Annotated in this window: 19 protein-coding genes and 1 pseudogene; 10 read left to right on the top strand and 10 right to left on the bottom strand. The window is 65.2% G+C overall.

Annotation, left to right across the window (positions count from 1 at the left end):
• Positions 1-44 precede the first annotated feature (44 nt).
• Both ypfJ and ABUE31_RS11675 read right to left on the bottom strand, forming a co-directional pair.
• Positions 45-974 carry a KPN_02809 family neutral zinc metallopeptidase gene (gene ypfJ / locus ABUE31_RS11670; RefSeq protein ID WP_367723775.1) on the bottom strand — a complete coding sequence of 310 codons (930 nt, stop codon included), beginning with the start codon at positions 972-974 and terminating at the stop codon, positions 45-47.
• Positions 975-1067: 93 nt separating this feature from the next.
• Positions 1068-1253, bottom strand: coding sequence for a hypothetical protein (locus ABUE31_RS11675; RefSeq protein ID WP_367723776.1), 186 nt, complete (start codon positions 1251-1253; stop codon positions 1068-1070).
• A 248-nt stretch (positions 1254-1501) separates the two neighbouring features.
• On the opposite strand from ABUE31_RS11675, the gene carB reads away from it, so the two are divergent.
• Positions 1502-4993 (top strand): carbamoyl-phosphate synthase large subunit, encoded by a 3492-nt coding sequence (carB, locus tag ABUE31_RS11680; RefSeq protein ID WP_367723777.1) that lies wholly within the window; start codon positions 1502-1504, stop codon positions 4991-4993.
• A gap of 429 nt (positions 4994-5422) precedes the next feature.
• Here carB and ABUE31_RS11685 read toward each other — a convergent pair whose 3' ends face one another.
• Positions 5423-5794, bottom strand: coding sequence for a rhodanese-like domain-containing protein (locus tag ABUE31_RS11685; RefSeq protein WP_367723778.1), 372 nt, complete (start codon positions 5792-5794; stop codon positions 5423-5425).
• A gap of 157 nt (positions 5795-5951) precedes the next feature.
• Here ABUE31_RS11685 and ABUE31_RS22820 point away from each other — a divergent pair.
• Positions 5952-6137, top strand: a pseudogene (locus ABUE31_RS22820) (hypothetical protein); the annotation flags it as partial.
• Positions 6138-6364: 227 nt separating this feature from the next.
• Here ABUE31_RS22820 and ABUE31_RS11690 read toward each other — a convergent pair.
• Entirely contained in the window at positions 6365-8425 is a 2061-nt protein-coding gene (locus ABUE31_RS11690) for an ATP-binding protein (protein WP_367723779.1), read from the bottom strand.
• A 318-nt stretch (positions 8426-8743) separates the two neighbouring features.
• Between ABUE31_RS11690 and ABUE31_RS11695 the strand changes: the two genes are divergently transcribed.
• Positions 8744-9685, top strand: a complete 942-nt coding sequence (locus tag ABUE31_RS11695; protein WP_367723780.1) for a hypothetical protein — start codon at positions 8744-8746, stop codon at positions 9683-9685.
• A gap of 74 nt (positions 9686-9759) precedes the next feature.
• Here the strand turns inward: ABUE31_RS11695 and ABUE31_RS11700 are convergent, their stop codons facing one another.
• Positions 9760-10500: a transglycosylase SLT domain-containing protein gene (locus ABUE31_RS11700; protein WP_367723781.1), complete on the bottom strand. Its 741-nt coding sequence runs from the start codon at positions 10498-10500 to the stop codon at positions 9760-9762.
• 162 nt (positions 10501-10662) lie between these two features.
• Here ABUE31_RS11700 and ABUE31_RS11705 point away from each other — a divergent pair, with 162 nt between their 5' ends.
• On the top strand, positions 10663-11259 hold the full coding sequence (locus ABUE31_RS11705; protein WP_367723782.1) for a methylated-DNA--[protein]-cysteine S-methyltransferase: 597 nt from the start codon (positions 10663-10665) through the stop codon (positions 11257-11259).
• A 35-nt stretch (positions 11260-11294) separates the two neighbouring features.
• Here ABUE31_RS11705 and ABUE31_RS11710 read toward each other — a convergent pair whose 3' ends face one another.
• On the bottom strand, positions 11295-11621 hold the full coding sequence (locus tag ABUE31_RS11710; RefSeq protein WP_367723783.1) for a hypothetical protein: 327 nt from the start codon (positions 11619-11621) through the stop codon (positions 11295-11297).
• Between the two features lie 167 nt (positions 11622-11788).
• Between ABUE31_RS11710 and ABUE31_RS11715 the strand changes: the two genes are divergently transcribed.
• Both ABUE31_RS11715 and ABUE31_RS11720 read left to right on the top strand, forming a co-directional pair.
• On the top strand, positions 11789-12688 hold the full coding sequence (locus ABUE31_RS11715; protein WP_367723784.1) for an NAD(P)-dependent oxidoreductase: 900 nt from the start codon (positions 11789-11791) through the stop codon (positions 12686-12688).
• A 199-nt stretch (positions 12689-12887) separates the two neighbouring features.
• Positions 12888-13100 (top strand): cold-shock protein, encoded by a 213-nt coding sequence (locus ABUE31_RS11720; RefSeq protein ID WP_367723785.1) that lies wholly within the window; start codon positions 12888-12890, stop codon positions 13098-13100.
• A 215-nt stretch (positions 13101-13315) separates the two neighbouring features.
• Here the strand turns inward: ABUE31_RS11720 and ABUE31_RS11725 are convergent, their stop codons facing one another.
• The 3 genes from ABUE31_RS11725 to ABUE31_RS11735 form a co-directional block, all read right to left on the bottom strand.
• Entirely contained in the window at positions 13316-13936 is a 621-nt protein-coding gene (locus tag ABUE31_RS11725; protein ID WP_367723786.1) for a glutathione S-transferase family protein, read from the bottom strand.
• A gap of 94 nt (positions 13937-14030) precedes the next feature.
• A complete protein-coding gene (locus ABUE31_RS11730; RefSeq protein ID WP_367723787.1) occupies positions 14031-14879 on the bottom strand; it encodes an EAL domain-containing protein in 849 nt (282 codons plus the stop codon).
• Positions 14876-15778 carry an EAL domain-containing protein gene (locus ABUE31_RS11735; protein WP_367723788.1) on the bottom strand — a complete coding sequence of 301 codons (903 nt, stop codon included), beginning with the start codon at positions 15776-15778 and terminating at the stop codon, positions 14876-14878. The genes ABUE31_RS11730 and ABUE31_RS11735 overlap by 4 nt, the downstream gene beginning before the upstream one ends.
• Before the next feature lie 200 nt (positions 15779-15978).
• Between ABUE31_RS11735 and ABUE31_RS11740 the strand changes: the two genes are divergently transcribed.
• Positions 15979-17181 carry a pyridoxal phosphate-dependent aminotransferase gene (locus ABUE31_RS11740; protein ID WP_367723789.1) on the top strand — a complete coding sequence of 401 codons (1203 nt, stop codon included), beginning with the start codon at positions 15979-15981 and terminating at the stop codon, positions 17179-17181.
• 76 nt (positions 17182-17257) lie between these two features.
• Positions 17258-18391, top strand: a complete 1134-nt coding sequence (locus ABUE31_RS11745) for a glycosyltransferase (protein WP_367723790.1) — start codon at positions 17258-17260, stop codon at positions 18389-18391.
• Here the strand turns inward: ABUE31_RS11745 and ABUE31_RS11750 are convergent.
• Positions 18388-18792, bottom strand: a complete 405-nt coding sequence (locus ABUE31_RS11750; protein WP_367723791.1) for a (R)-mandelonitrile lyase — start codon at positions 18790-18792, stop codon at positions 18388-18390. The two genes, ABUE31_RS11745 and ABUE31_RS11750, sit on opposite strands and share 4 nt — an antisense overlap.
• Positions 18793-19046: 254 nt before the next feature.
• Between ABUE31_RS11750 and ABUE31_RS11755 the strand changes: the two genes are divergently transcribed.
• Together ABUE31_RS11755 and msrP are read left to right on the top strand one after the other, a co-directional pair.
• Complete coding sequence (locus ABUE31_RS11755; RefSeq protein ID WP_367723792.1) at positions 19047-21104, top strand: elongation factor G; 2058 nt, start codon at positions 19047-19049, stop codon at positions 21102-21104.
• A 100-nt stretch (positions 21105-21204) separates the two neighbouring features.
• Positions 21205-22167 carry a protein-methionine-sulfoxide reductase catalytic subunit MsrP gene (gene msrP, locus ABUE31_RS11760; protein ID WP_367723793.1) on the top strand — a complete coding sequence of 321 codons (963 nt, stop codon included), beginning with the start codon at positions 21205-21207 and terminating at the stop codon, positions 22165-22167.
• Positions 22168-22296 lie beyond the last annotated feature (129 nt).

A 22296-nucleotide genomic window follows, 5' to 3' on the forward strand; every position in this document is an offset into this window, starting at 1 on the left:
CCGCCGGGGCCGGCCACGGTCCTAGACGGACCTTCCGCCCGATCTCAGATCGGGTTGTTGAACGTATCGCAGGACGAAAGCTTGCCTGACTGCAGCCCGGCGGCGAACCAGCGCTGGCGCTGCGCCGACGTGCCGTGGTTGAAGCTTTCCGGCACGACATAGCCCTGCATGCGCTTCTGCAGCGTATCGTCGCCGATCTTCTGCGCCGCGTTCAGCGCTTCCTCGACGTCGCCTTCCTCGAGCAGGCCCTTCTGCGCCGTATAGTGGGCCCAGACGCCGGCGAAACAGTCGGCCTGGAGTTCGACGCGCATCGACATCTGGTTCGCTTCGATCTCGCTCATCTGCTGCCGCATCTGGTTGAACTTCGGCAGGATGCCGGTGAGGTTCTGGATGTGGTGGCCGACCTCATGCGCGATGACATAGGCCTGCGCGAAATCGCCCGATGCGCCGAACTGGCGGTCGAGCTGGTCGAAGAAGGTGGTGTCGAGATAGACCTTGCGGTCGCCCGGGCAGTAGAACGGGCCGGAGGCCGAGGAGGCAAAGCCGCAGGCCGAACGCACCTGCCCCGAGAACAGTTCGAGCGTCGGCTCTTCGTATTTCAACCCTTCGGCCTGGAAGATGCCGTTCCAGACGTCCTCGGTCTCGGCCAGCACGACGCTGACGAACTGTGTCATCTCGTCGGAGGCCTTGGGCTGGCCCTGCGTCACCTGGCCGCCGCCGCCCGGCGCAGTGGAAGGCCCGCCGTCGCCGCCGGCGAGGATCTGCAGCGGATCGATGCCGCAGGCCTTGAGCGCAAAAAACAGCACGACCAGGATGATGATCGTCGAGAGCCCGCCACCGCCTGCGCGCCCTCCCATTGGGATGCGGATCGGATTGCGCCCGAGCCCGCCGCCCCCCGGCATGCCGCGACCGAAGCCGCCCTGCCCGCGGCTGTCCTGAACGTTGTCGCTCTGGCGACGGCCTCTCCAACGCATGGGTATTCCTCAAAGACGATGCGCTCCGGGCCGAAACTAGCCGAAGCGACAGGGTGAGTCACAGGGTTTTTCCGCCGGTCCGCGCTGCGGAACTCAGCGCTGCTTGCTGCCGGCGCTCTTGCCGTCGGAACTGCGCGAACGTTCGTCGAAACGGGCGGCGCCCTTCTTCAGGTCGCTGCCCTTCTGTGCCTCGACCTTTCGCTCCTCGTTGGCCGAGGCCTTGCGCAGTCCCCGCGCCGACGCGCGACCCTGTTTGGTGGGCGCCTGTTCGATTCCCATTTCTGCCTCCATACGAATGGCGCGGCCGGCCGGCCGCCCGTCTCAACGGCCGGGCCGTCGTCCGGTTCCGCCCCCTGCATGGCCCTGCGGACGGCCAGGACCCGCGCTTGACGATCAATTCGCCGCATTTCCGGGGTTCCCTTCCCCTTTCCCCTCCCCTATAAGGCCGGCCTAGCCTTACAGATTCCTCCCCTTTCGCACCGGCCGGGCCCGCCCGTTCCGGTGCGTCGCGCAACCACGGACGCCCCATGCCAAGACGCACCGACATCAAGTCGATCCTGATCATCGGGGCCGGCCCCATCGTCATCGGCCAGGCCTGCGAGTTCGACTATTCCGGCACCCAGGCCTGCAAGGCGCTGAAGGAGGAAGGGTTCCGCGTCATCCTGGTGAACTCCAACCCGGCCACCATCATGACCGATCCGGAGCTCGCCGACGCCACCTATATCGAGCCGATCACGCCTGAAGTGGTGGCAAAGATCATCGCCAAGGAGCGGCCCGACGCGCTTCTGCCCACCATGGGCGGCCAGACGGCGCTCAACACCGCGCTGTCGCTGCGGCGCATGGGCGTGCTCGACCGCTACAATGTCGAGATGATCGGCGCCGACGCGCACGCCATCGACAAGGCCGAGGACCGTTCGCTGTTTCGCGAGGCGATGGCCAAGATCGGGCTCGAGACGCCGCGCTCGATGCTCGCCAACGCGTCCTCCGTCAAGGAAGAGGACCGCAACCGCCACGAGGCCGAGCGCGCCAGCCTGAAGGCGTCCGACATCGCCGACATGGACGCCGCGCTCGACGCGCTGGAGACGCAGTGGAACCTCGGCGAGGGCGACCGCAAGCAGCGCTATATCGGCCACGCCATGGCGGTTGCCGCCCAGGCGCTCGACCATGTCGGCCTGCCCGCCATCATCCGCCCGTCCTTCACCATGGGCGGCACCGGCGGCGGCATCGCCTACAACCGGCAGGAGTTCTTCGACATCGTGGCCAGCGGCCTCGACGCCTCGCCCACCACCGAAGTGCTGATCGAGGAAAGCGTGCTCGGCTGGAAGGAGTACGAGATGGAGGTCGTCCGCGACAAGGCGGACAACTGCATCATCATCTGCTCGATCGAGAACCTCGACCCGATGGGCGTGCACACCGGCGACAGCATCACGGTGGCGCCGGCGCTGACGCTCACCGACAAGGAATACCAGATGATGCGCAACGCCTCGATCGCGGTGTTGCGCGAGATCGGGGTGGAGACCGGCGGCTCCAACGTGCAGTTCGCGGTCAACCCGGCCGACGGCCGCCTCGTCGTCATCGAGATGAACCCGCGCGTGTCGCGCTCGTCGGCGCTTGCATCGAAAGCCACCGGCTTCCCGATCGCCAAGGTCGCGGCCAAGCTCGCGGTCGGCTACACGCTGGACGAGCTGGAGAACGACATCACCGGCGGCGCGACGCCGGCCTCCTTCGAGCCGACCATCGACTACGTGGTCACGAAGATCCCGCGCTTCGCCTTCGAAAAGTTCCCGGGCGCGTCGCCGGTGCTCACCACCGCCATGAAGTCGGTCGGCGAGGTGATGGCGATCGGCCGCACCTTCCAGGAATCGCTGCAGAAGGCCCTGCGCGGCCTCGAGACCGGCCTGACCGGCCTCGACGAGATCGAGATTCCCGGAGCCGACGGCCCCGAGGGCAAGAACGCCATCCGCGCGGCGCTCGGCACCCCCACCCCCGACCGGCTGCGCATGGTGGCGCAGGCGATCCGCATGGGCACCTCGCTCGACGAGGTGCATTCGATGTGCCGCATCGACCCGTGGTTCCTCGAGCAGATCGCGGGCATCATCGCCATGGAGGAGCGCGTGCGCGAGCACGGCCTGCCTTCCGACGCCGAAAACCTGCGCATGCTGAAGTCGATGGGCTTCTCCGACGCCCGCCTCGGCTCGCTCTCGGGCAAGGGCGCGGAGTTCGTCGCCGCCCACCGCGACCGGCTCGACGTGCATCCGGTCTACAAGCGCATCGACACCTGCGCGGCCGAATTCGCCTCGCCCACCGCCTACATGTACTCCTCCTACGAGACGCCGTTCGCCGGCGCGCTGCGCTCGGAGGCCGAGGTCTCGGCGCGCAGGAAGGTGGTCATCCTCGGCGGCGGACCCAACCGCATCGGCCAGGGCATCGAGTTCGACTATTGCTGCTGCCATGCCGCGTTCGCGCTGCGCGACGCCGGCTACGAGGCGATCATGGTCAACTGCAACCCCGAGACCGTGTCGACCGACTACGACACCTCGGACCGGCTCTATTTCGAGCCGCTGACGGCGGAGGACGTGCTGGAGATCCTGCGCGCCGAGCAGGCGTCGGGCGAGCTCCTGGGCGTCATCGTGCAGTTCGGCGGACAGACGCCGCTGAAGCTCGCCGACGCGCTCGAAAAGGCCGGCATCCCGATCCTCGGCACGTCGCCCGACATGATCGACCTCGCCGAGGACCGCGACCGCTTCCAGAAGCTGCTGCACCGCCTCAGCCTGACGCAGCCGAAGAACGGCATCGCCTGGTCGGTCGAGCAGGCGCGCACCGTCGCCTCCGAGCTCGGCTTCCCGCTCGTCGTCAGGCCGTCCTACGTGCTCGGCGGCCGCGCCATGCAGATCATCCACGACGAGGGCCAGCTGCAGACCTACCTGCTCGACACCGTGCCCGGCCTGGTTCCCGAGGACATCAAGCAGAAATACCCCAACGACAAGACCGGCCAGATCAACACGCTGTTGGGCAAGAACCCGCTTCTGTTCGACACCTATCTCTCGGGCGCCATCGAGGTCGACGTCGACTGCCTGTGCGACGGCCGCGACACCTTCGTCTCCGGCATCATGGAGCACATCGAGGAGGCCGGCATCCATTCGGGCGACAGCGCCTGCTCGCTGCCGGTGCACTCGCTGTCGGCCGAGACCGTCGAGGAGCTGGAGCGCCAGACCGCGGCGATGGCGCGCGCGCTCGACGTCGGCGGCCTGATGAACGTGCAGTACGCCATCAAGGACGGCGTCATCTACGTGCTCGAGGTCAACCCGCGCGCCAGCCGCACCGTGCCCTTCGTCGCCAAGACGATCGGCTCGCCGATCGCCAAGATCGCGGCGCGCATCATGGCCGGCGAGAGCCTGGACGACGCCTTTTCCCACTACGGCCCGAAGCCCGACCCGAAGAACCCCGGCCACATCGCGGTCAAGGAAGCCGTCTTCCCCTTCGCGCGCTTCCCCGGCGTCGACATCCTGCTCGGCCCGGAGATGAAGTCGACCGGCGAGGTGATGGGCCTCAACCACGATTTCGCGCTGGCCTTCGCGAAAAGCCAGCTCGGCGCGAATGTCGACCTGCCGCGCTCGGGCACGCTGTTCGTGTCGGTGCGCGACGAGGACAAGCCGGGCATCCTGCCAGCGGTCAAGCGGCTGTCGCGGCTCGGCTTCAAGGTGCTGGCCACCGGCGGCACGCAGCGCTTCCTCGCCGAAAACGGCGTCGAGGCGCACAAGATCAACAAGGTGCTGGAGGGCCGCCCGCATATCGAGGACGCCATCCGCAACCGCCAGGTGCAGATCGTCTTCAACACGACGGACGGACAGAAGGCGGTGTCGGACTCCAAATCGCTGCGCCGCGCCACCCTGATGCAGAAGGTGCCCTACTACACCACGCTGTCGGGCATGGCGGCCGTCGCCGAGGCCATCGCCGCGCTCAAGGCCGGCAGCCTCGAAGTGCGCCCCCTGCAGGAGTATTTTTTGAGCGCCTCTTGACCTCCCCCTCGAGGGGCTTCGAGACCGATCTTCCGATCGAGCCAGTGGCTCGATCGTCGGCCGAGAAGGCCGGGGAGATTGCGGAGCAATCGGGGTCCCCGGCAATTCGGCGCGCAACGCCGCCGGTGGGGTTGCCGCAGGCAACGCGCCCTTCCCTTCTCCCCTTGCGGGAGAGCCGAGCGAAGCGAGGTCGGATGAGGGGTGCCGGACGGAACGGGAGGGCGTCAGGCAGCGCCAGGCTCCCCCACTCCGTCTCGCCCTGCGGGCTCGCCACCTCTCCCCCCACCCCGGTGGGGTAGAGGAAAAGCGCCAGGCCTTGCGGCCGTCCTTCCTCTCCCCCGTCGACCGGGGGAGAGGTGGTTTGCGAAGCAAACCGGAGTGGGGGTCGAACACGTCCACGCGACAACCCCATCGCAGGGGAGAAGGCCGCTACTTCTCGACTTCGCCGCCGCTCTCGGCCCAGTCCTTGAAGCCGCCGAGGCTGTAGACCTCGCCGTAGCCGAAATCCTTGAGCAGCTTGCCCGAAAGCGCGGCGCGGCCGCCCGAGGCGCAATAGACGATCACCGGGCGGTCTTTTGCAAACGCCTTGTCGTGGTAGGGCGATTCCGGGTCGGCGCGGAAATCGAGCATGCCGCGCGAGACGTTGACCGCGCCCTTCACCTTGCCGCTCGCCTGCACCTCCGGCGCGTCGCGCACGTCGACCACCAGCGCGTTCTTCTCGGCCATCAGTTTCCTGGCCTCGTCGGGCGAAATCTTCGGCACGACCGCATTCGCCGCCGCCACCATCTCCTTGACGTTCATCAGAGCCTCCACGGGTTGTGTCGAGGCAGGATAGGAGGGCGGACGGGTCGGGGCAACTGCTGGAGCAGCCTTCCTTCTCCCCGTTCAAGGGGAGAAGGTGTCACGAAGTGACGGATGAGGGGCAGCACCCGATCCGCGATCAGCCCATCTTCCCCAACAGATCGTCTTCAACACGACCGACGGCCAGAAGGCCGTCTCCGACTCCAAGTCGCTGCGCCGCGCGACGCTGATGCAGAAGGTGCCGTACTACACCACGCTGTCAGGCATGGCGGCGGTCGCGGAAGCGATCGCGGCGCTGAAGTCAGGTAGCCTGGAAGTCAGGCCGCTGCAGGAGTATTTCTAAACGCCGACGCCCTTATCTCCCCCCTTGCGGGGGAGAAAGCGATTTCAACACCTTAGCCAGAGCGAAGCGGCGGCTAAGTGTTAAAAATCGCAAGAGAGGGGATTTTCGCGGCAACCTCCGCGATTGTCCAATCTCCCCCCTTGAGGGGGCGCTGTCCCCACTGCCTTCAGTGATATGATCCGCCCGCTTCAATCGCAGGAGCGGCCATGGCCCACTACATATGAAGATTATTCTCCGCTGAGAATATTTAACCTCTCGAAGAATATTCGATTTCGCCGTTTTGCGTCGGAGAGCAGTTTCCCATAGTCTATTACTTCACAATAAATTCCAAAATTCTTGTGATACCCATAAAACATTAGGCCATCAGGCGTAGGGTTCAAATCTCGCTCGATCAGCACCTCTTTGAGCGTGGGCGTCACATCGCAAATTACATACGCGAACGCTGGAATTTTGTCGTTCGCTACGGGGATTGGTCTCCCATTCTCAGCTTTAAACTGGCCTCGTCTAATCTCGTTTATCTGATCCAAAGCTTGCTTAAGTGGGTTCTCAGGATCGCTATAATCATCCCTTTGCGGTCGCTTGAATTCGACAACCGCTATGCTGTTAATTGGCGCCCCCTCATCGGGCCCTTCCGTAAACGCCATCTTCCGATCGAAGATAAATAGGTCTGGTCGCTTACGGGATCCAGAATCGAAATCCTCTAAGCCGCTTAAAGGTTTGTCTGAGGCGACAAACGAATGATAGGTAAGTCGTTCGTCGATAATCCAGAGATTTTGCTGCGAATATAGCGTTTCCTTGTCGGTTGAACGCAGCGGAAAAATAATCTTGTGAACAGCTTCCTCTAACGGATATCTCTCCGTCTTCTTTTCTTGAGAAACCGCTTTCTCAAAAAGTTCAAGGATTATCTTGCGATGCGCTACATACTGGGCCAACGCTGAAACGCCTAGCTCATTAGACTTCTCCATGAACCCGGCAAGGCGCTGCCTGTAACCCTCGTAGTCGTCGAGTTTTGACGCCTCGGTTAGTATCTTTGCGCCTTCCTTCTTTAAGCTGATCTCTCGCTGATGCAGCTCCTTATGAAGGGCTATCTCTATGTCAATTTTAGTTGGGTTGGGTGATATTTCGCCAATGAATTGATCGATATATTTCACTATAGGCTTATATTGCGGAGCATCAGAACGAACGTACTGAATTATTTTCTGCTTCTTCGCTTCATTTATCCCGCTGATAAATTCACTAAGGTCGTTTTCGGCAAATTCTATGCTTTTCTTCCTGATATCCGACCTTCGTATCTCTTGGTTGAAAAGGCCAAAGCCGATTTCATCGTCGATTTCTTCCTTGATCTCAAAGTCGGTTCGATAGTTATTCACCTTCTCGTTCAAGTAGGCTCCTTGGACGACAGCTAGGTAGACGAACGACTTGCCAGAACGGTCGTAGAGACGCCCCGTCAAATTAGGCACAAACTGATCCAGCATCTCGGTGACCACGCCCCTAGAATTCGCTGCGTAAATCAACCGATGTTTAGAAGCGCGCGGGGCAGTTAGACGGAAACCGTTGATCGTAAATATACTTCCACCAATATCGAACGATGAAGAAGTGGTGTCGTCACGAAAGTGATCGTGGAAAAAATCGTTGAGCGATGTTTTGGTCCCCTGGTCATGCACTTCGACGTCGGGACAGTCCGCCTGCATTAGAACAAGTATGAAATGCTCGGCCAATCGTTGTGCAAGTTGCTCTAACTGAGCAGGGCATTCCTGCTTGTAAGGGCTGCGAAAGCCTGAGAGACGGACAGTTGTACCTACAGGTTGAGGTTGAATTTGCGTTGCCGAGCCCATATCGGGATCGTAGTCAACGTCAAATCGAAACTCACGCTTCCAGTATGTTGGTTCATCAGCGGAGTCATCTTCGCGGAACACGCTTGAGATGTTGACCTCATCAAAAGCCTTCAACCACATAAAGCGACCAAGGCCTTTACCACCGCGATCGACCTTATGATCCGAAAATGCGGTGTTGAAAGAATCAAAATTGGCGTCGTCAAACCCCACGCCAGTGTCTGAAATCTCGAAGCCAACTATTGGAGGATTTTCATCCACGAGAAGGCCTGTCTCGCGTTCGACACTGATTACAATCTTATGTTTGGTATGCGCACTCGACTCCTGTATCGCTTGGAACGCGTTCATCACGGCTTCGTAAAGCGGAAGCATAGCTTTCCACTTTGGGAGCGGCGTTTGGCGGATTTGGCCGCGAAGATTCGTCCGCAGCATTCCTTGAGACATCGGTAGCGTCATGATTCGGAATTATACTTGTGCTGTGGGCAGCTGCTAGCCAGCAAGACGTTCCACAGAACGTCGGCGCATACGTTGCTCGTGCCTCTAAACCAATGGAGGCAATGGGCCGGGCGCGTCTTCGAAAAAAGCGCCGCCCCGCCGAGCACCACGTCAAAACAACCGAAATCCGCTCCCATCCGTGCATAGATTTCCCACCCCCAAAATCCTTTCTCCCACAAAAACCAGCCACTTTCACGATTTCCACTTCCTCCACACCTCCGCTTTATCCCCATTCCTCCCGCCCCCCTTAAAATCCCGCAGCCCTAAAAGGAGGCGGCGATGGACTGGAACCTGGCAATCGAGCGAAACCGCGAGGCGCTGAAGCGCGTCCTGGCGGCGCTTGTCGCCATGGCGGAGGTCGCCGGCGGTGCCGCCTTCACCTCCCCCTTGTGGGGAGGTCGACGCGAAGCGTCGGGTGGGGGTTGCGGCGCTGCAATTGCCCCCACCCGGCAGTCTGACGACCGCCGACCTCCCCTCAAGGGGGAGGTGGAACCAGCGTTCACCCTGCCGCGCCATCTCCACCGCGCGATCCTGCGTCTGATCAGGCCGACCGAATCCGCCATGCGGCGGTTGATCATCGTCATGGCGCGCGGGCTGGTGGTGCCGCTTGCGCGCCCACGCAAGGCCAGGCCGCGCCCGACAATCCTGCGCAACGGCGTCGGCACCGGCATTCTCATGCCATCTGGTTCCATGCCCGGCGCGCGCAACGCGCCGCGCACGTTTGCCTTGCCGCTGCTCGATCCGATCAGGCCGTTTCGCCCGAGGCCGAAGCGGTCGACCGCAAACTGCGTTCCGCGCATCTCGCTGCCGGGCATCGCCGCGCCGTTCGCGCTCGCGCCCCGCCGCCCGCCCGCGCCCGACGATCTGCTCGACGCCACCCGCCTCGCGCTCCGCCTTCAGGCACTGGACGCCGCTCTTGGCGACCTGCCGCGGCAGGCAAGACGCTTCGCCCGCTGGCGGCAGCGAAAGGAGACGGGCCGCGACGCCGCAGGCGCGCAAAACAAAAACCGCGACGTCACAGGCGCGCAAGACGAGAACCGCGACGCCGCAGGCGCGCAGAGCGAGAACCCTTCACGCCGTACGCGCCGCTCATGGCCGCTGCGGCCGGGCCGCCCGCCCGGCCAGCGCCCCCTCAAATGGCGCACCCACGAAGTCCACAGGATCCTGAACGACCTGCACGGGCTCGCCTTCGACGTGCTGGAGCGTCCCGACACGTCATGACGTCGCCGCTGTCCGGTTTCAGGAAAATTCGATGTTGCGCGGCTTCGGCCGAGCCCGCCGGCGCGCGCGCCGCGTCAGGCGCTCTGGCCGATGCGCTTGCGCTTCCGGTCGCGGCCGAGCCCGGTTTCGTCGAGCAGGCCCTTGCGCTTGGCGTCGTAATAATAGCCGCGCGCGTAGAAGCGCACCGCCTGGTCGTGGTTGCCGTCGGCCACCAGATAGGCCCCGCGCAGGTATTTCACCGCGTATTTCAGGTTGGTCTCGGCGTCGAGCAGGCCCTGCGCGGTGCCCTTGTAGCCCATGCCCTTGGCGGTCTGCGGCAGGATCTGCATCAGCCCCCAATACGGGCCGTTGCGGGCGCGTGGGTTGAAATTGCTCTCGCGCTTGACGACGCGGCGCACCAGGCTTTCGGGCACCTCGTAATGGGCGGCGTATTTGGCGATCAGCCGGTCGACCTCGCCGCGCGGCGTGTCGGGGGCAGCCCAGGCGATGTCCTTGCCCGGCCGGTCCGGCACGCGCGGCTCGGGCGCCTCGGGAAACACGTCGCGCGCCGGCCCCTCGTTGGGCGGCAGCGAGGCCAGCACGTAGCTCTGCTCGGAAGGCGTCGGCCCGGCATAGGAACTCGGCAGCACCGCCACCTCGTCGGGCAGCACGACGCCGGCGCCCTCCTTGGAGGCGGACTCGTCATATTCGGAGCCGAGTTCGGACATCGGCGAAATGCGGGGCATGGCCGTGTCGAGCCGCGTGGTCGAGCATCCCGCAAGCCACCCGGCGCACAGCACCAGTCCGATCAGAAGGCCGTTTTTCGCTGCCGGCAAAACCTACGCTCGAGCTTGTTTCGTTGTCCCCGCCCCCCGAGCCGTGCTTACACCAGCCCGACGCCGCGGGCAAACGCGAAGCGCGTGCGCGGGTTTCGGGTGGCGCGGTTGCCGGGGAAATGCGATGATGTTCCCGATTTGTACGACAGGCGAGCGACCCGCATGACCCATTCCCAGGAAACGGCCCAGGAAGCTGCCCTGCAAACCGCCGGCTCGATGGTGGTCGAGACCGCGCTCGGCTTTGCCGGCTTCGCGTGGAGCGCCGCCGGCCTCACCCGGCTCTACCTCTTCCAGCACGACCGCGCCGCGGTGGAGCGCCGGCTGGAAAGGCTCGGTGCGGCGCCGCTTGCCGGGGGGAGCGCCGTTCCGGCCTGGGTGGCGGCGCTTGCCGACGGCATCCGGGCCTATGCCGCCGGCGAGACGGTCGATTTCTCGTCGGTGCCGGTCGACCTTGCCGGCATCGACGATTTCCGGCTCGCCATCTACGCGGCGACGCGCCGGCTCGGCTACGGCGAGACCACAACCTATGGCGAACTCGCCCGGCTTGCCGGCCATGCCGGGCTGCCGCGCGAGACCGGCCAGGCGATGGGCTCGAACCCGGTGCCGCTCATCATCCCGTGCCACCGGGTGCTCGCCGCCGGCGGCAAGGTCGGCGGCTTTTCGGCGCCGGGCGGGTCGATCGCCAAGCAGCGCATGCTGGAGCTCGAGGGCGTGCGCGTCGGGCCGCCGCCCGCGCCGCAGCAGTCGTTCGCCTTCTAGATGCCGGCCCGGCCGCCGCGACCCGCTGCCGGCTGCTAGTTCCAGCCGCCGCGCCGGCGGAAGATGAAGTCGTCGTCGGGGCTCCAGTACTTGCACTCGTAGACCGGGCAGGACTTGCGGTCGGCCGAGGGCACGTAGGACGTCTCCGCCCGCGTCCCGGATTCGCAGAAGCCGCCATGCGCCACGAAGCGGCCGTAGAGCTGGTTGCCGCTGCGGCCGCGCCAGCGCAGGATCGCCGCGCCCTCGGCGCGCAGCATGCCCTTGATCTCGGCGCAGCTCATCGACTTCGAGTTGTAGCGCTGGATCGCCAGCGCCTCGACCGGCGCCAGCACCAGGATCAGCGCTGTCAGGACTGCTTTCATGGGTGGTCTCCTCGCAAGCGTCGCACCGGCAGGACCATACATACGGCCACGGCGGGACATGAGTTTCGTCCCCGCCCGATCCTAGCCCGCTGCCGGCCTCGTCTCCAAGCGATGACGCGCGCCGCGAAAACGCCTAAGGTCCGCCGGCGGCAGGATTGGAGGACGGCATGGCACTGGATCGGGTGGGTTTCGTCGGCGTCGGGCTCATGGGCCACGGCATGGCCAGCAACATCCTGCGCAAGGGTCATCCGCTCACCGTCATGGGCCACCGCAACCGCGAGCCCGTCGAGAACCTCAAGAGCCTCGGCGCCCGCGAGGCGACCAGCCTGCACGACCTCGCCGCCACCAGCGACATCGTGGTGCTCTGCGTCACCGGCAGCCCGCAGGTCGAGGCGATCCTCACCGGTCCCGGCGGCCTCGCCTCGGCCGGCAGAGAGCTCGTCGTGGTCGACTGCTCGACCTCCGACCCCTCCTCGACGATCCGGCTCGCGGCGGTGCTCGCCGCCGAGGGCATCACCCTCGTCGACGCGCCCCTGTCGCGCACGCCGAAGGACGCCGAGGCCGGCACGCTCGACGTCATGGCCGGTGGCGACGACGCCGCCTTCGAGCGCGTCCGGCCGGTGCTCGAAAAGTTCGCCGGCCGCATCGTGCGCACCGGTCGGGTCGGCAGCGGACACACCATGAAGCTGCTCAACAACTTCGTCTCGCTCGGCTATGCCGCGCTCTATTCCGAGGCGCTGACGCTCGGCGCCAAGGCCGGGCTGACCCCCGAAGTCTTCGACAGCGTGATCCGCGACGGCCGCATGGACTGCGGCTTCTACCGCACCTTCTTCACCTGGGTGCTGGAGCGCGACCCGAACGCGCACCGCTTCACCATCGCCAATGCGCTGAAGGACCTGACCTACCTGTCCGGCTACGCCAATGCGTCGGGCGCCGCGAACCCGCTCGGGGCGGCCGTGCGCAACTCCTTCGCGCTCGCCGCCGGGGCCGGCCGTTCGGGCGACTTCGTGCCGATGCTGTCCGACGTGGTCGCCGGCCTCAACGGCGTCAAGCTCGGCAAGGAGTAGCCGCCGCGAAAACGACAATGCAATCCGAGGCTTGTGTTTTCATACAGTCCTGCCTATATGCGGTGTGTTGAAATTTTCGGCCGATCGATCCAGCGGCCCGCGCTTTGCGTTTGCTGACGTCTATCTCCAAAATCTCGATACCGAACGGCGCATTCGTGCGTCTCGATAACCTACAACGTCGCAAACACGAGGAATATCAATGGCAACTGGAACCGTGAAGTGGTTCAACGCCACCAAAGGTTACGGCTTCATCCAGCCGGACGCCGGCGGACCGGACGTCTTCGTCCACATCTCCGCTGTCGAGCGGGCCGGAATGCAGAGCCTGAACGAAGGTCAGAAGATCAACTTCGAGATCGAACAGGATCGCCGCACGGGCAAGTCCGCTGCCGGCGCTCTGTCCAAGGCTGACTGACCTTGATACGCGCGCTCCCGCATGAGCGGAGCGCGAGGCAAGTCACGGATGTACTGACGGCCGCGCCAGTGGCGCGCGAGGCCGCAAAAGGCCCGGGACGCTGAACAGCAGATAGCTGCAGCCCCAGGCCGGATGCTACCGGTCAGTCCACCTTGGAAACGGAAGGCGGGGTTTTGCCCCGCCTTTTTGTTTGCGCCGTCCTTACCGCCCCGCGCTCAGCCGGCGCCGGGCAGCCAGCCGATCGGCACATGCCCCGGATCGTCCTCGACGCGGCGCAGCCAGGCATTGATGGCGTGGTGGCCGCCGAGATCGAAGCCGCCTTCATGGGCGACATGCGTGTAGGCGTAGAGCGCGAGGTCGGCGACGCTGATCGACTTCCCGGCAAAGAACGGGCTTTCGGAAAGCCGCTTCTCCATGACCCGCAGGGCCTTGTTGCCGCGATCGAGCGTCAGCGCCAGCCGCTCCGGCGTCGCGTCCCGCGCGCGCTCCGGGAAGGTCAGCAGGGCGCGCCGCACGGCGATGTAGGGCTCGTGGCTGTACTGTTCGAAGAACAGCCACTGGTAGGCCAGCGCGCGTTCGTAGGCATCGGCCGGCAGGAAGCGCGTGCCCTCGGCGAGGTGCAGCAGGATCGCGTTGGATTCGGCGAGCAGCCGCCCGTCGTCCATCTCGAGCAAGGGCACCATGCCGTTGGGATTCTTGGCGACAAAGCCCGCCGAGCGGGTGCCGTTGTCGTCCGAACCCACCTCGACGTGCCGAAACGGCCTGCCGAGCTTGGCCATCAGCAGGCGCGGCTTGTAGCAGTTGCCGCTGTTGGTCATTCCATAGATCGTGGCCATTCCTGTCCTCGCGCGTTGCGGGCGGATGATGGCCGGCAGCCGGCGGGCAGACCAACGACTTTTTCTGCGCCGACCAATCAGCAAATCTGATGTTTCAGCCGTAGAGCGGAACGATGTTGGCGGCGCTGCCCAGCTTCGATCGCATCGGGAACGAATCCTCGACGCCTGCGCCGACATGGGCCGGCGGCGCAAGATGGGTTCCCTGAAACAGATCCGCGCCCGCGCGCAGCGCGACGCCGAACTGCAGTTCGGTCTCGATCCCGCTGACCAGCACCTTGCAGCGCCGTTCGTGCAGGCGGGCGACGACGGAATCGAACAGCCTGACCGTCACCGCGTCGCGGCAGATCTTGCGGAACCATCCGCCGTCCATGCGCACGGTATCGGGCGCCAGCGCCTCCATCTGGCCGTCGCTCCAGCGGGCCGTGCCGAAATCGTTGATCGCGACGCGCATGCCGCGCCGGCGAATGTCTTCCGCGAGACGCGAGAGCGTCGCGTCGTCGGCCGACGGCACCTCGCCGATCGCGCAGACGACGCGTTGCGGATCGATCTCCGCAGCGGCGAGCTGATCGGCGATGAAGCGCACGCTGTCGAACAGCGACTGCGGCTCGCGCTCGCCCGCGGCGCCGACCACGAGTTCAAGGGCATCGACGACGAGGCAACCCGTGTTGCGGAGCGACAGGGCGAGTTCCAGCCCCTCGACAAGCCGCAGATCGCCTTCCGCGACCGCCGCAAGGAAGAGTTCGCGCGGCACTTCCTCGCCGGCGACATAGGGGGCGACGACACCTTCGACGGCTACCGCGTGCATGGTGCGGGCGCGCCGCTCGAAGACCGGCTGGTAGAGGCAGCGCAAGCGGTAGATCCCGTAGCATCCGACCTGTATCCCAACCTCGTCGGCAATGATCGCATCGTCGACCCGCTCTGCGTGTTCGCCATAGCTGCTCATGGCTGGCGCGTCCTGCGGCCGAATGCTTTCGGGCCTCGACCTCCGCCGTCACCGGATGGCGGCGAATTTGCAGGATCGCCTGAAGCGTGGCCGGTCGTGGCTGAAGTGCCGTTCCGTGTCATGCCCGCGAAACTCGTCGGCGCAATCTCGGGGCGCGCCAGCGCAAAGCCCTGGAGCATCGCCACGCCCGTCTTCTCGGCAAGCTCGACCTGCCAGCCCTCTTCGATCCCTTCGAAAACCGTCCTGATGCCCTGCGCGGCGAAGGTCGAGACCATCGTCGCGAGAAGCGCGTAGCCGGGACCGGAATCCATCAGGCGCGCGATCCACCTGGCGTCGAACTTGACGATGTCGGGATGCAGGTCGCGCACCCGCGCCATGTCGGAATCGTCTGCGCCGTAGTCGTCGACCGCGATACCGAAGCCGCTTGCCCGCAGCGAAGCAACCAGGCTGAACAGCGCCTCCTGGGAAACCGTTTCCTTCTCGGTCACCTCGCAGACGATCCGGTGGGGATCGAGGCCGATACGCGAGAGGGTCGCCCGCATTTCATGGATCGACATGTCGGCGACGGCATGGTCGGTGAAGACCGAGGGATCGAAGTTGAGGAAGATCGACGCGTCGCCGGGCAGGCAGGTCGCCGCGTTTGTCAGGTGCAGCGCATGCAGCAGGTTTTCGACGACGATGCGTTCGTCGAGGGGAAGGCTGCCAAGGAAGTTGAGCGGGGCCAGGGCCTCGCCATCGGTGAAAGGCCGCAGCAGCGCCTCGAAGGCGACGGGCGCAAGCCTGCCAGACTCGAAGGCGAAGATCGGCTGGAAGGCGCTCTTCAGAGCATACCGTCCCCACTGGCCGACCGCCGTGCCATCGTCCGCACGGACGATACTGGACGCGATGCTACGCGACACGCTGCTCTTGCTCCACCGGAATGCCCGGAACCACACCCCCGCGCCACTATTGGCGCGCAAGGTTTTACCGGTCGTTAACGCATGGCCAGCGCCATGAATTGACCGGTCCATGCCCCAAAATCCTTGCGATTCCGTTTGGGATGGGACAAAGAGAGCCGCGGTTCCGACCGGTTTCACCCTCGAATGGAGTTTCTGCCGTCATGGCCTTCCTTGCCGATGCACTTTCGCGCGTTAAGCCCTCCGCGACGATCGCGGTCACGCAGAAGGCGCGCGAGCTGAAAAATGCGGGGCGCGACGTCATCGGGCTCGGCGCGGGCGAACCGGATTTCGACACCCCCGACAACATCAAGAACGCGGCGATCGACGCGATCCGCCGCGGCGAAACGAAGTATCCGCCGGTTTCCGGCATCGCGCCGCTGCGCGAGGCGATCGCCAAGAAGTTCAAGCGCGAGAACAATCTCGACTACAAGCCCGAGCAGACCATCGTCGGCACCGGCGGCAAGCAGATCCTGTTCAACGCCTTCATGGCGACGCTGAACCCCGGCGACGAGGTCATCATCCCCCGCCCCTACTGGGTCAGCTATCCGGAGATGGTTGCGATCTGCGGCGGCACGCCGACCTTCGCCGAGACAAGCATCGACAACGGCTTCAAGCTGACGGCCGAGGCGCTGGAAAAGGCGATCACGCCGAAGTCGAAGTGGCTGGTGATGAACTCGCCGTCAAACCCGTCGGGCGCGGCCTACACCGAGGCCGAACTGCGCGCCATCGCCGACGTGCTGCTCAAGCATCCGCATGTCTGGGTCCTGACCGACGACATGTACGAGCACCTGACCTATGGCGACTTCGTCTTCAAGACGATCGCCGAAGTCGAGCCGAACCTCTATGACCGCACGCTGACGATGAACGGCGTCTCCAAGGCCTATGCCATGACCGGCTGGCGCATCGGCTATGCCGCCGGTCCCGTCCAGCTGATCAAGGCGATGGACATGATCCAGGGCCAGCAGACGTCGGGCGCCTGCACCATCGCCCAGTGGGCTTCGGTCGAGGCGCTGAACGGCCCGCAGGACTTCATCGCCAAGAACAAGGCGATCTTCCAGGCGCGTCGCGACCTCGTCGTGTCGATGCTGAACCAGGCGCGCGGCATCACCTGCCCGTCGCCGGAAGGCGCCTTCTACGTCTATCCGTCCTGCGCCGGGCTGATCGGCAAGAAGACGCAAGCCGGCACCGTCATCAGCGACGACGCGGTGTTCACGTCCGAGCTTCTGGAAGCCGAAGGCGTGGCGGTCGTGCAGGGATCGGCCTTCGGCCTCGGCCCCAACTTCCGCATCTCCTATGCGACCTCGGAGAAGCTTCTGGAAGAAGCCTGCACGCGCATCCAGCGCTTCACCGGCTCGCTGAGCTAGCCGGTCAGGCAGGGCCCGGCGACCGATGTTGGGAGCCCTGCTCGCCTGGGAAGGTGGCCTCGGACGGGGCCATGTGGTGACATTGCGAACGGTCGCGGAGGCAATCCGCGACCGTTTTACGTTCGACGCGGCGCTCTGCCGCCTGCAGTTCAAGGACGAACTCGCCGCCTTCTGCGAACCGGTTCAGGGACCGTGGCTGCCCTTCTCCGACGAATACAGGAAGTCCAAGGGAAACCCACGCACCGCGACCTGGGGCGAGTTCATGGGGGACATCGGCTTTCGCAGGCCTGAAATCCTCCGCGAGAGCATCGGCTGGTGGCAGGGCGTGATGCGCGAATGCGAGATATCCCTCGTCATCGCCGACAGCGCGCCCTGCGCCCTGATGGCGGCAAGGGGCCTCGGCATCCCGAGCGTCGCCGTCGGCACCGGCTATCTCGTTCCGCCGTCGCAGATGCGGACCTTCCCGGTCCTGCTGCAGCAACATTCGACGCGCATCCACGACGAAGCCGAGATCGTCGACACCATCAATTCGGTGGTTCCGGAGTTCGGCATCCCGCCGCTCGAACGGCTTCCGGAAGCCTATGCCGCCACCGACCAAATGGCCTTCACCCTCGACATGCTCGACCCCTACGCCGCGCAGCGGACATCTCCCCTGCTGCCGCCGATCATGGGCAGTGCTCCGGAGCCGGCGGCCGGCGGCGAGGAGATTTTCGTCTATTTCTCGACAACCGAAAAATCCGATCCCGGGCTGATGGAGGCGATCGGCAGTCTCGGCGCGCGGGTCCGGCTCTACATGCCGGGGATCGACGACGCACTGGCCGAGGACCTGTCGGGACGCGGGGTGCTTGTCGAACGATCGCCGGTGCCGGCCGAGCTGATCGCCAAACGCTCGAAGCTCATGGTGAATGCGGGGCAGCACGGCACGCTCTGCCTCGGCCTCGCCGCCGCGCTGCCCCAGGTCTGCGCGCCGCAGCAACTGGAGCACCAGTACAATGCCGAGGCGGCGGCACGGCGCGGAAGCGTCAGGATCGCGGACGCGGCCGACCGGGTCGCCGACCGGTTCCGCTCGATCGTGCTCGATGCGTACGAGGACGCGGCGATGGCCCGCAGCGCCAGCGACCTTGCCGCCGAACTGCGCCCGCAGTTCCAGGCGAACCAGCGGCTGTCGATACGGCGGCGCCTCGCCGCCGTCATGGACTATCGCATCTAGCTCGGCTCGCCCGCATACTGTTCGTCGGAGACCTTCTCCAGCCAATCCACGTGGACGCCGTCGAGGGCCTCGTGGATGGCAAGGTGGGTCATTGCGATGGTCGACGCGGCGCCATGCCAGTGCTTCTCGCCGGGCGCGAAGAAGACCACGTCGCCCGCCCTGATCTGCCGGATCGGCCCACCCCATGTCTGCACGAGGCCTGCTCCCGACACGACGTGCAGCGTCTGGCCCAGCGGATGGGTGTGCCAGGCGGTGCGCGCGCCAGGCTCGAAGCTCACCATCGCCGCGCGTACCCGCGCCGGCGCCTCCGCCTCGATGACCGGCTGCTGCAGGACGCGCCCGGTGAAATAGGCCTCGGGCGGATGAACGGTCGCGACGCTGCCGCACGGGATGATCTTCATGGCACGCTCCTTGGAAGCCGGTATGCGTGCAGCCTAGACGCATTTCGAAGCGCCGACACGCACTATCGACCAGGCCGGCGGCCAGGCGCTGGCCCTTGCCCTCCGGCCAAAGCCGTGGAACGATATGCCCGGGCAGGAGGCACAAGACCCCGCCCTGCGACGGCCGATGGCCGGCCGCCGCTTTTTGGGAACGCCTGCGACGGCCGATGGCCGGCCGCCGCTCGATGGGAAACGCCAGAGTGGAGGTCAGCATCATGGGAAGTCGCGCCGGAGGAAGACGCACGGGACCGAAATGCATTGCCATCGTCGGTCCCTTCGCCAGCGGTAAGACCACACTTCTTGAAGCCATTCTCGCCAGAACCGGCGCGATCCCCCGACAAAATCCCGTTTCTTCCGGCAACACCGTTTCCGACCATTCGCCCGAAGCAAAGGCGCATGCGATGAGCGTCGAGGCGTCGGTCGCCACGACCGACTTCATGGGCGAAAGCATGACCTTCATCGATTGCCCCGGCTCGGTGGAGTTTTCGTTCGAGGCCGACGCCGTGCTGGCGGGCTGCGACGTCGCCGTGGTCGTCGCGGAGGCCGACGAGAAGAAGATTCCGGCGCTGCAGATGATCATGCGCAAGCTCGACGACCTCGGCGTCCCGCGCATCCTGTTCCTGAACAAGATCGACAAGACCGCGGCCGGCGTTCGCGACACGCTGAAGCTGCTCCAGCCGGCGAGCGCGGCCCCTCTCCTTCTCAGGCAGATTCCGCTGCGCAAGGACGGCGCCGTGATCGGCTCGATCGACCTCGCGCTCGAGCGCGCCTATGTCTGGCGCGACTTTGCCGAGAGCGAGATCGCCGAAATTCCCGACGACGAGAAGGCGCGCGAGATCGAGGCGCGCTTCTCCATGCTGGAGACGCTGGCCGACCACGACGACCTCTTGATGGAGCAGTTGCTCGAGGAAAAGGAGCCGCCGCGCGACGAGGTGTTCGACGACCTGGCGGCAGACCTGCGCGAAGGCTCCGTCACGCCGGTGCTGATCGGCACCGCGGAGAAGGGCAACGGCGTGCTTCGCCTGCTGAAGACCATCCGCCACGACGCGCCCGACATCGAGACGACGCGCACGCGCCTCGGCGTCGCCGACGGCAAGGCGGCGATCGTGCAGGTCCTGAAGACGATCCACACCGCGCATGGCGGCAAGCTCTCGATCTCGCGCGTCGTGACCGGAACGCTGCCCGACGGCACCGAACTGTGGCTGTCGCCGACCGAATCCGCGAAGGTTTCCGGGATATACAGGATGCTGGGCAAGGACCAGTCGAAGCTCGGCGCCGCCAACGCCGGCGACACGGTCGCGCTCGGCAAGCTCGACGGCGTGCGCACGGGGCAGACCCTGACCACCACCCGGGGCGGCACCGCGCAGCTCGTGGCAATCGAGCCGCCGCAGCCGGTCTTCGCCTTCTCGATCCGCTCGCGCGAGCGCAAGGACGACGTCAGGATGTCGGCCGCCCTGCAGCGCCTCGCGGAGGAGGATCCGTCGCTGACGCTGAACCACAACCAGGACACCGGCGAGACCGTGCTGTCCGGCCACGGCGAGATGCATCTTCGCGTCACCGTCGAGCGGCTGGAGGGCAAGAACCAGATCCAGATCGACGTCGGGCCGCCGTCCATCCCCTACCGCGAGACGATCCGAAAGGGCGTGACGCAGCGCGGCCGGCACAAGAAGCAGTCGGGCGGACACGGCCAGTTCGGCGACGTCGTGCTCGACATCAAACCGCTGGCGCGCGGCTCCGGCTTCCAGTTCACCGACACCATCACCGGCGGCGTCGTGCCCAAGCAGTACATCCAGTCGGTCGAGGCGGGCGTGGCCGACTACCTCAAGGCGGGGCCGCTCGGCTTCCCGGTCGTCGACATCGCGGTGAACCTGGCGGACGGCTCCTACCACACGGTGGATTCGTCCGACATGGCGTTCCAGATGGCCGCCCGCATCGGCATGAAGGAGGGACTGGCGCAATGCTCGCCGGTGCTGCTCGAGCCGATCATGAAGGTCGAGATCGCAACGCCATCGGAGGCAACCCCGCGGATCACCGCGCTGGTGCCGCAGCGACGCGGCCAGATCCTCGGCTTCGACGCGCGGCCGGGCTGGCCGGGCTGGGACGTCGTGGAAGCCACCATGCCGCAGTCCGAGATCGGCGACCTCATCATCGAACTGCGTTCGGCGACGGCAGGCGTGGCGACCTACACGGCGACGTTCGACCACATGGCCGAACTGACCGGGCGGCTGGCCGACCAGGTGATGAACGAGCACGCCGGCGGCAAGGCGGCCTGAAACAAAATCGGCCCGCCTGCCGTAACAAATACGGGGCGGCGCGCGAACGAACGAAAGGGGCGTGCCGCCCCGGGCCGATGTTGCGATCAGGAGCAAGCCGATGTTTTCGATACACCACCGTCCCTCGTGGCAGATCGCCGAGCGCTTCGCCACGCCGGAGAAGCTCTATCTGGACCGCCGTTCGGTGCTGAAGGGGCTTGGCCTCGGGCTGGCCGGGGCAGCCACGCTGAAGGCCGGCCTGGCGCGCGCGCAGGACGCCGATCCGACCGCCGACCTCTACCCTGCCCGGAAGAACGACGCCTACACGATCGACGGCGACGTCACGCCCGAAGAGATCAACGCCAACTACAACAATTTCTACGAGTTCGGCACCAGCAAGAACATTGCCGCCAATGCGCAGAACCTGGTGATCCGCCCCTGGGAGATCGCCATAGACGGCCTCGTCGAAAAGCCCTTCACAATCGGGTTCGACGAACTGGTGCGCAAGATCCCGCTCGAGACCCGGCTCTACCGGCACCGCTGCGTCGAGGCGTGGTCGATGACCATTCCGTGGGCAGGTTTCCCGCTGAAGGCGCTGGTCGCGCTGGCCAAGCCCATGGGCTCGGCCAAGTATGTGCGTTTCGAGACCTTCCTCGATCCGGACATGGCGAACGGCCAGAACAGCTTCCTCTACCCGTGGCCCTATGTCGAAGGCGTCACCATCGCCGAGGCCGGCCACGACCTCGCCTTCATGGTCACGGGCGCCTACGACAAGCCGGTCGCCAAGCAGCACGGCGCGCCGCTCAGGCTGCACCTGCCCTGGAAGTACGGTTTCAAGTCGATCAAGTCGATCCGGAAGATCTCCTTCGTGGAAGAGCGTCCGGTCGGCCTTTGGGAGGCGCTGCAGCCCTCCGAATACGGCTTCTGGGCCAATGTGAACCCCGACGTGCCGCATCCGCGCTGGAGCCAGGCCATGGAACGGGTTCTGCACACCGGCGAACTGGTGCCGACGCGGCTCTTCAACGGCTATGACGAGGTGGCCCCGCTCTACGCCGGCATGGATCCGTCGACGCTCTACATGTGAGCGTTCTTCGCCGCGCAAGTATTCAGGCACAAAAAAAGCCGGATCAGTAAAGACCCGGCTGAGTTTGTTGGAGTGCCTAAAAAGGCTGAACCTCCAGAGGGGAACACTCCAGAGCGCTAATGGGAGGAG

Origin of the sequence: Mesorhizobium marinum, assembly GCF_040813675.1 — a bacterium.
GTDB classification, from domain to species: domain Bacteria; phylum Pseudomonadota; class Alphaproteobacteria; order Rhizobiales; family Rhizobiaceae; genus Mesorhizobium_K; species Mesorhizobium_K marinum.

Excerpts from the sequence above, each read along its gene's own strand:
- ypfJ (WP_367723775.1), bottom strand. The coding sequence starts at position 974 with ATGCGTTGGAGAGGCCGTCGCCAGAGCGACAACGTTCAGGACAGCCGC.
- ABUE31_RS11675 (WP_367723776.1), bottom strand. The coding sequence starts at position 1,253 with ATGGGAATCGAACAGGCGCCCACCAAACAGGGTCGCGCGTCGGCGCGG.
- carB (WP_367723777.1), top strand. The coding sequence starts at position 1,502 with ATGCCAAGACGCACCGACATCAAGTCGATCCTGATCATCGGGGCCGGC.
- ABUE31_RS11685 (WP_367723778.1), bottom strand. The coding sequence starts at position 5,794 with ATGAACGTCAAGGAGATGGTGGCGGCGGCGAATGCGGTCGTGCCGAAG.
- ABUE31_RS11690 (WP_367723779.1), bottom strand. The coding sequence starts at position 8,425 with ATGACGCTACCGATGTCTCAAGGAATGCTGCGGACGAATCTTCGCGGC.
- ABUE31_RS11695 (WP_367723780.1), top strand. The coding sequence starts at position 8,744 with ATGGACTGGAACCTGGCAATCGAGCGAAACCGCGAGGCGCTGAAGCGC.
- ABUE31_RS11705 (WP_367723782.1), top strand. The coding sequence starts at position 10,663 with ATGACCCATTCCCAGGAAACGGCCCAGGAAGCTGCCCTGCAAACCGCC.
- ABUE31_RS11710 (WP_367723783.1), bottom strand. The coding sequence starts at position 11,621 with ATGAAAGCAGTCCTGACAGCGCTGATCCTGGTGCTGGCGCCGGTCGAG.
- ABUE31_RS11715 (WP_367723784.1), top strand. The coding sequence starts at position 11,789 with ATGGCACTGGATCGGGTGGGTTTCGTCGGCGTCGGGCTCATGGGCCAC.
- ABUE31_RS11720 (WP_367723785.1), top strand. The coding sequence starts at position 12,888 with ATGGCAACTGGAACCGTGAAGTGGTTCAACGCCACCAAAGGTTACGGC.
- ABUE31_RS11725 (WP_367723786.1), bottom strand. The coding sequence starts at position 13,936 with ATGGCCACGATCTATGGAATGACCAACAGCGGCAACTGCTACAAGCCG.
- ABUE31_RS11730 (WP_367723787.1), bottom strand. The coding sequence starts at position 14,879 with ATGAGCAGCTATGGCGAACACGCAGAGCGGGTCGACGATGCGATCATT.
- ABUE31_RS11740 (WP_367723789.1), top strand. The coding sequence starts at position 15,979 with ATGGCCTTCCTTGCCGATGCACTTTCGCGCGTTAAGCCCTCCGCGACG.
- ABUE31_RS11750 (WP_367723791.1), bottom strand. The coding sequence starts at position 18,792 with ATGAAGATCATCCCGTGCGGCAGCGTCGCGACCGTTCATCCGCCCGAG.
- ABUE31_RS11755 (WP_367723792.1), top strand. The coding sequence starts at position 19,047 with ATGGGAAGTCGCGCCGGAGGAAGACGCACGGGACCGAAATGCATTGCC.
- msrP (WP_367723793.1), top strand. The coding sequence starts at position 21,205 with ATGTTTTCGATACACCACCGTCCCTCGTGGCAGATCGCCGAGCGCTTC.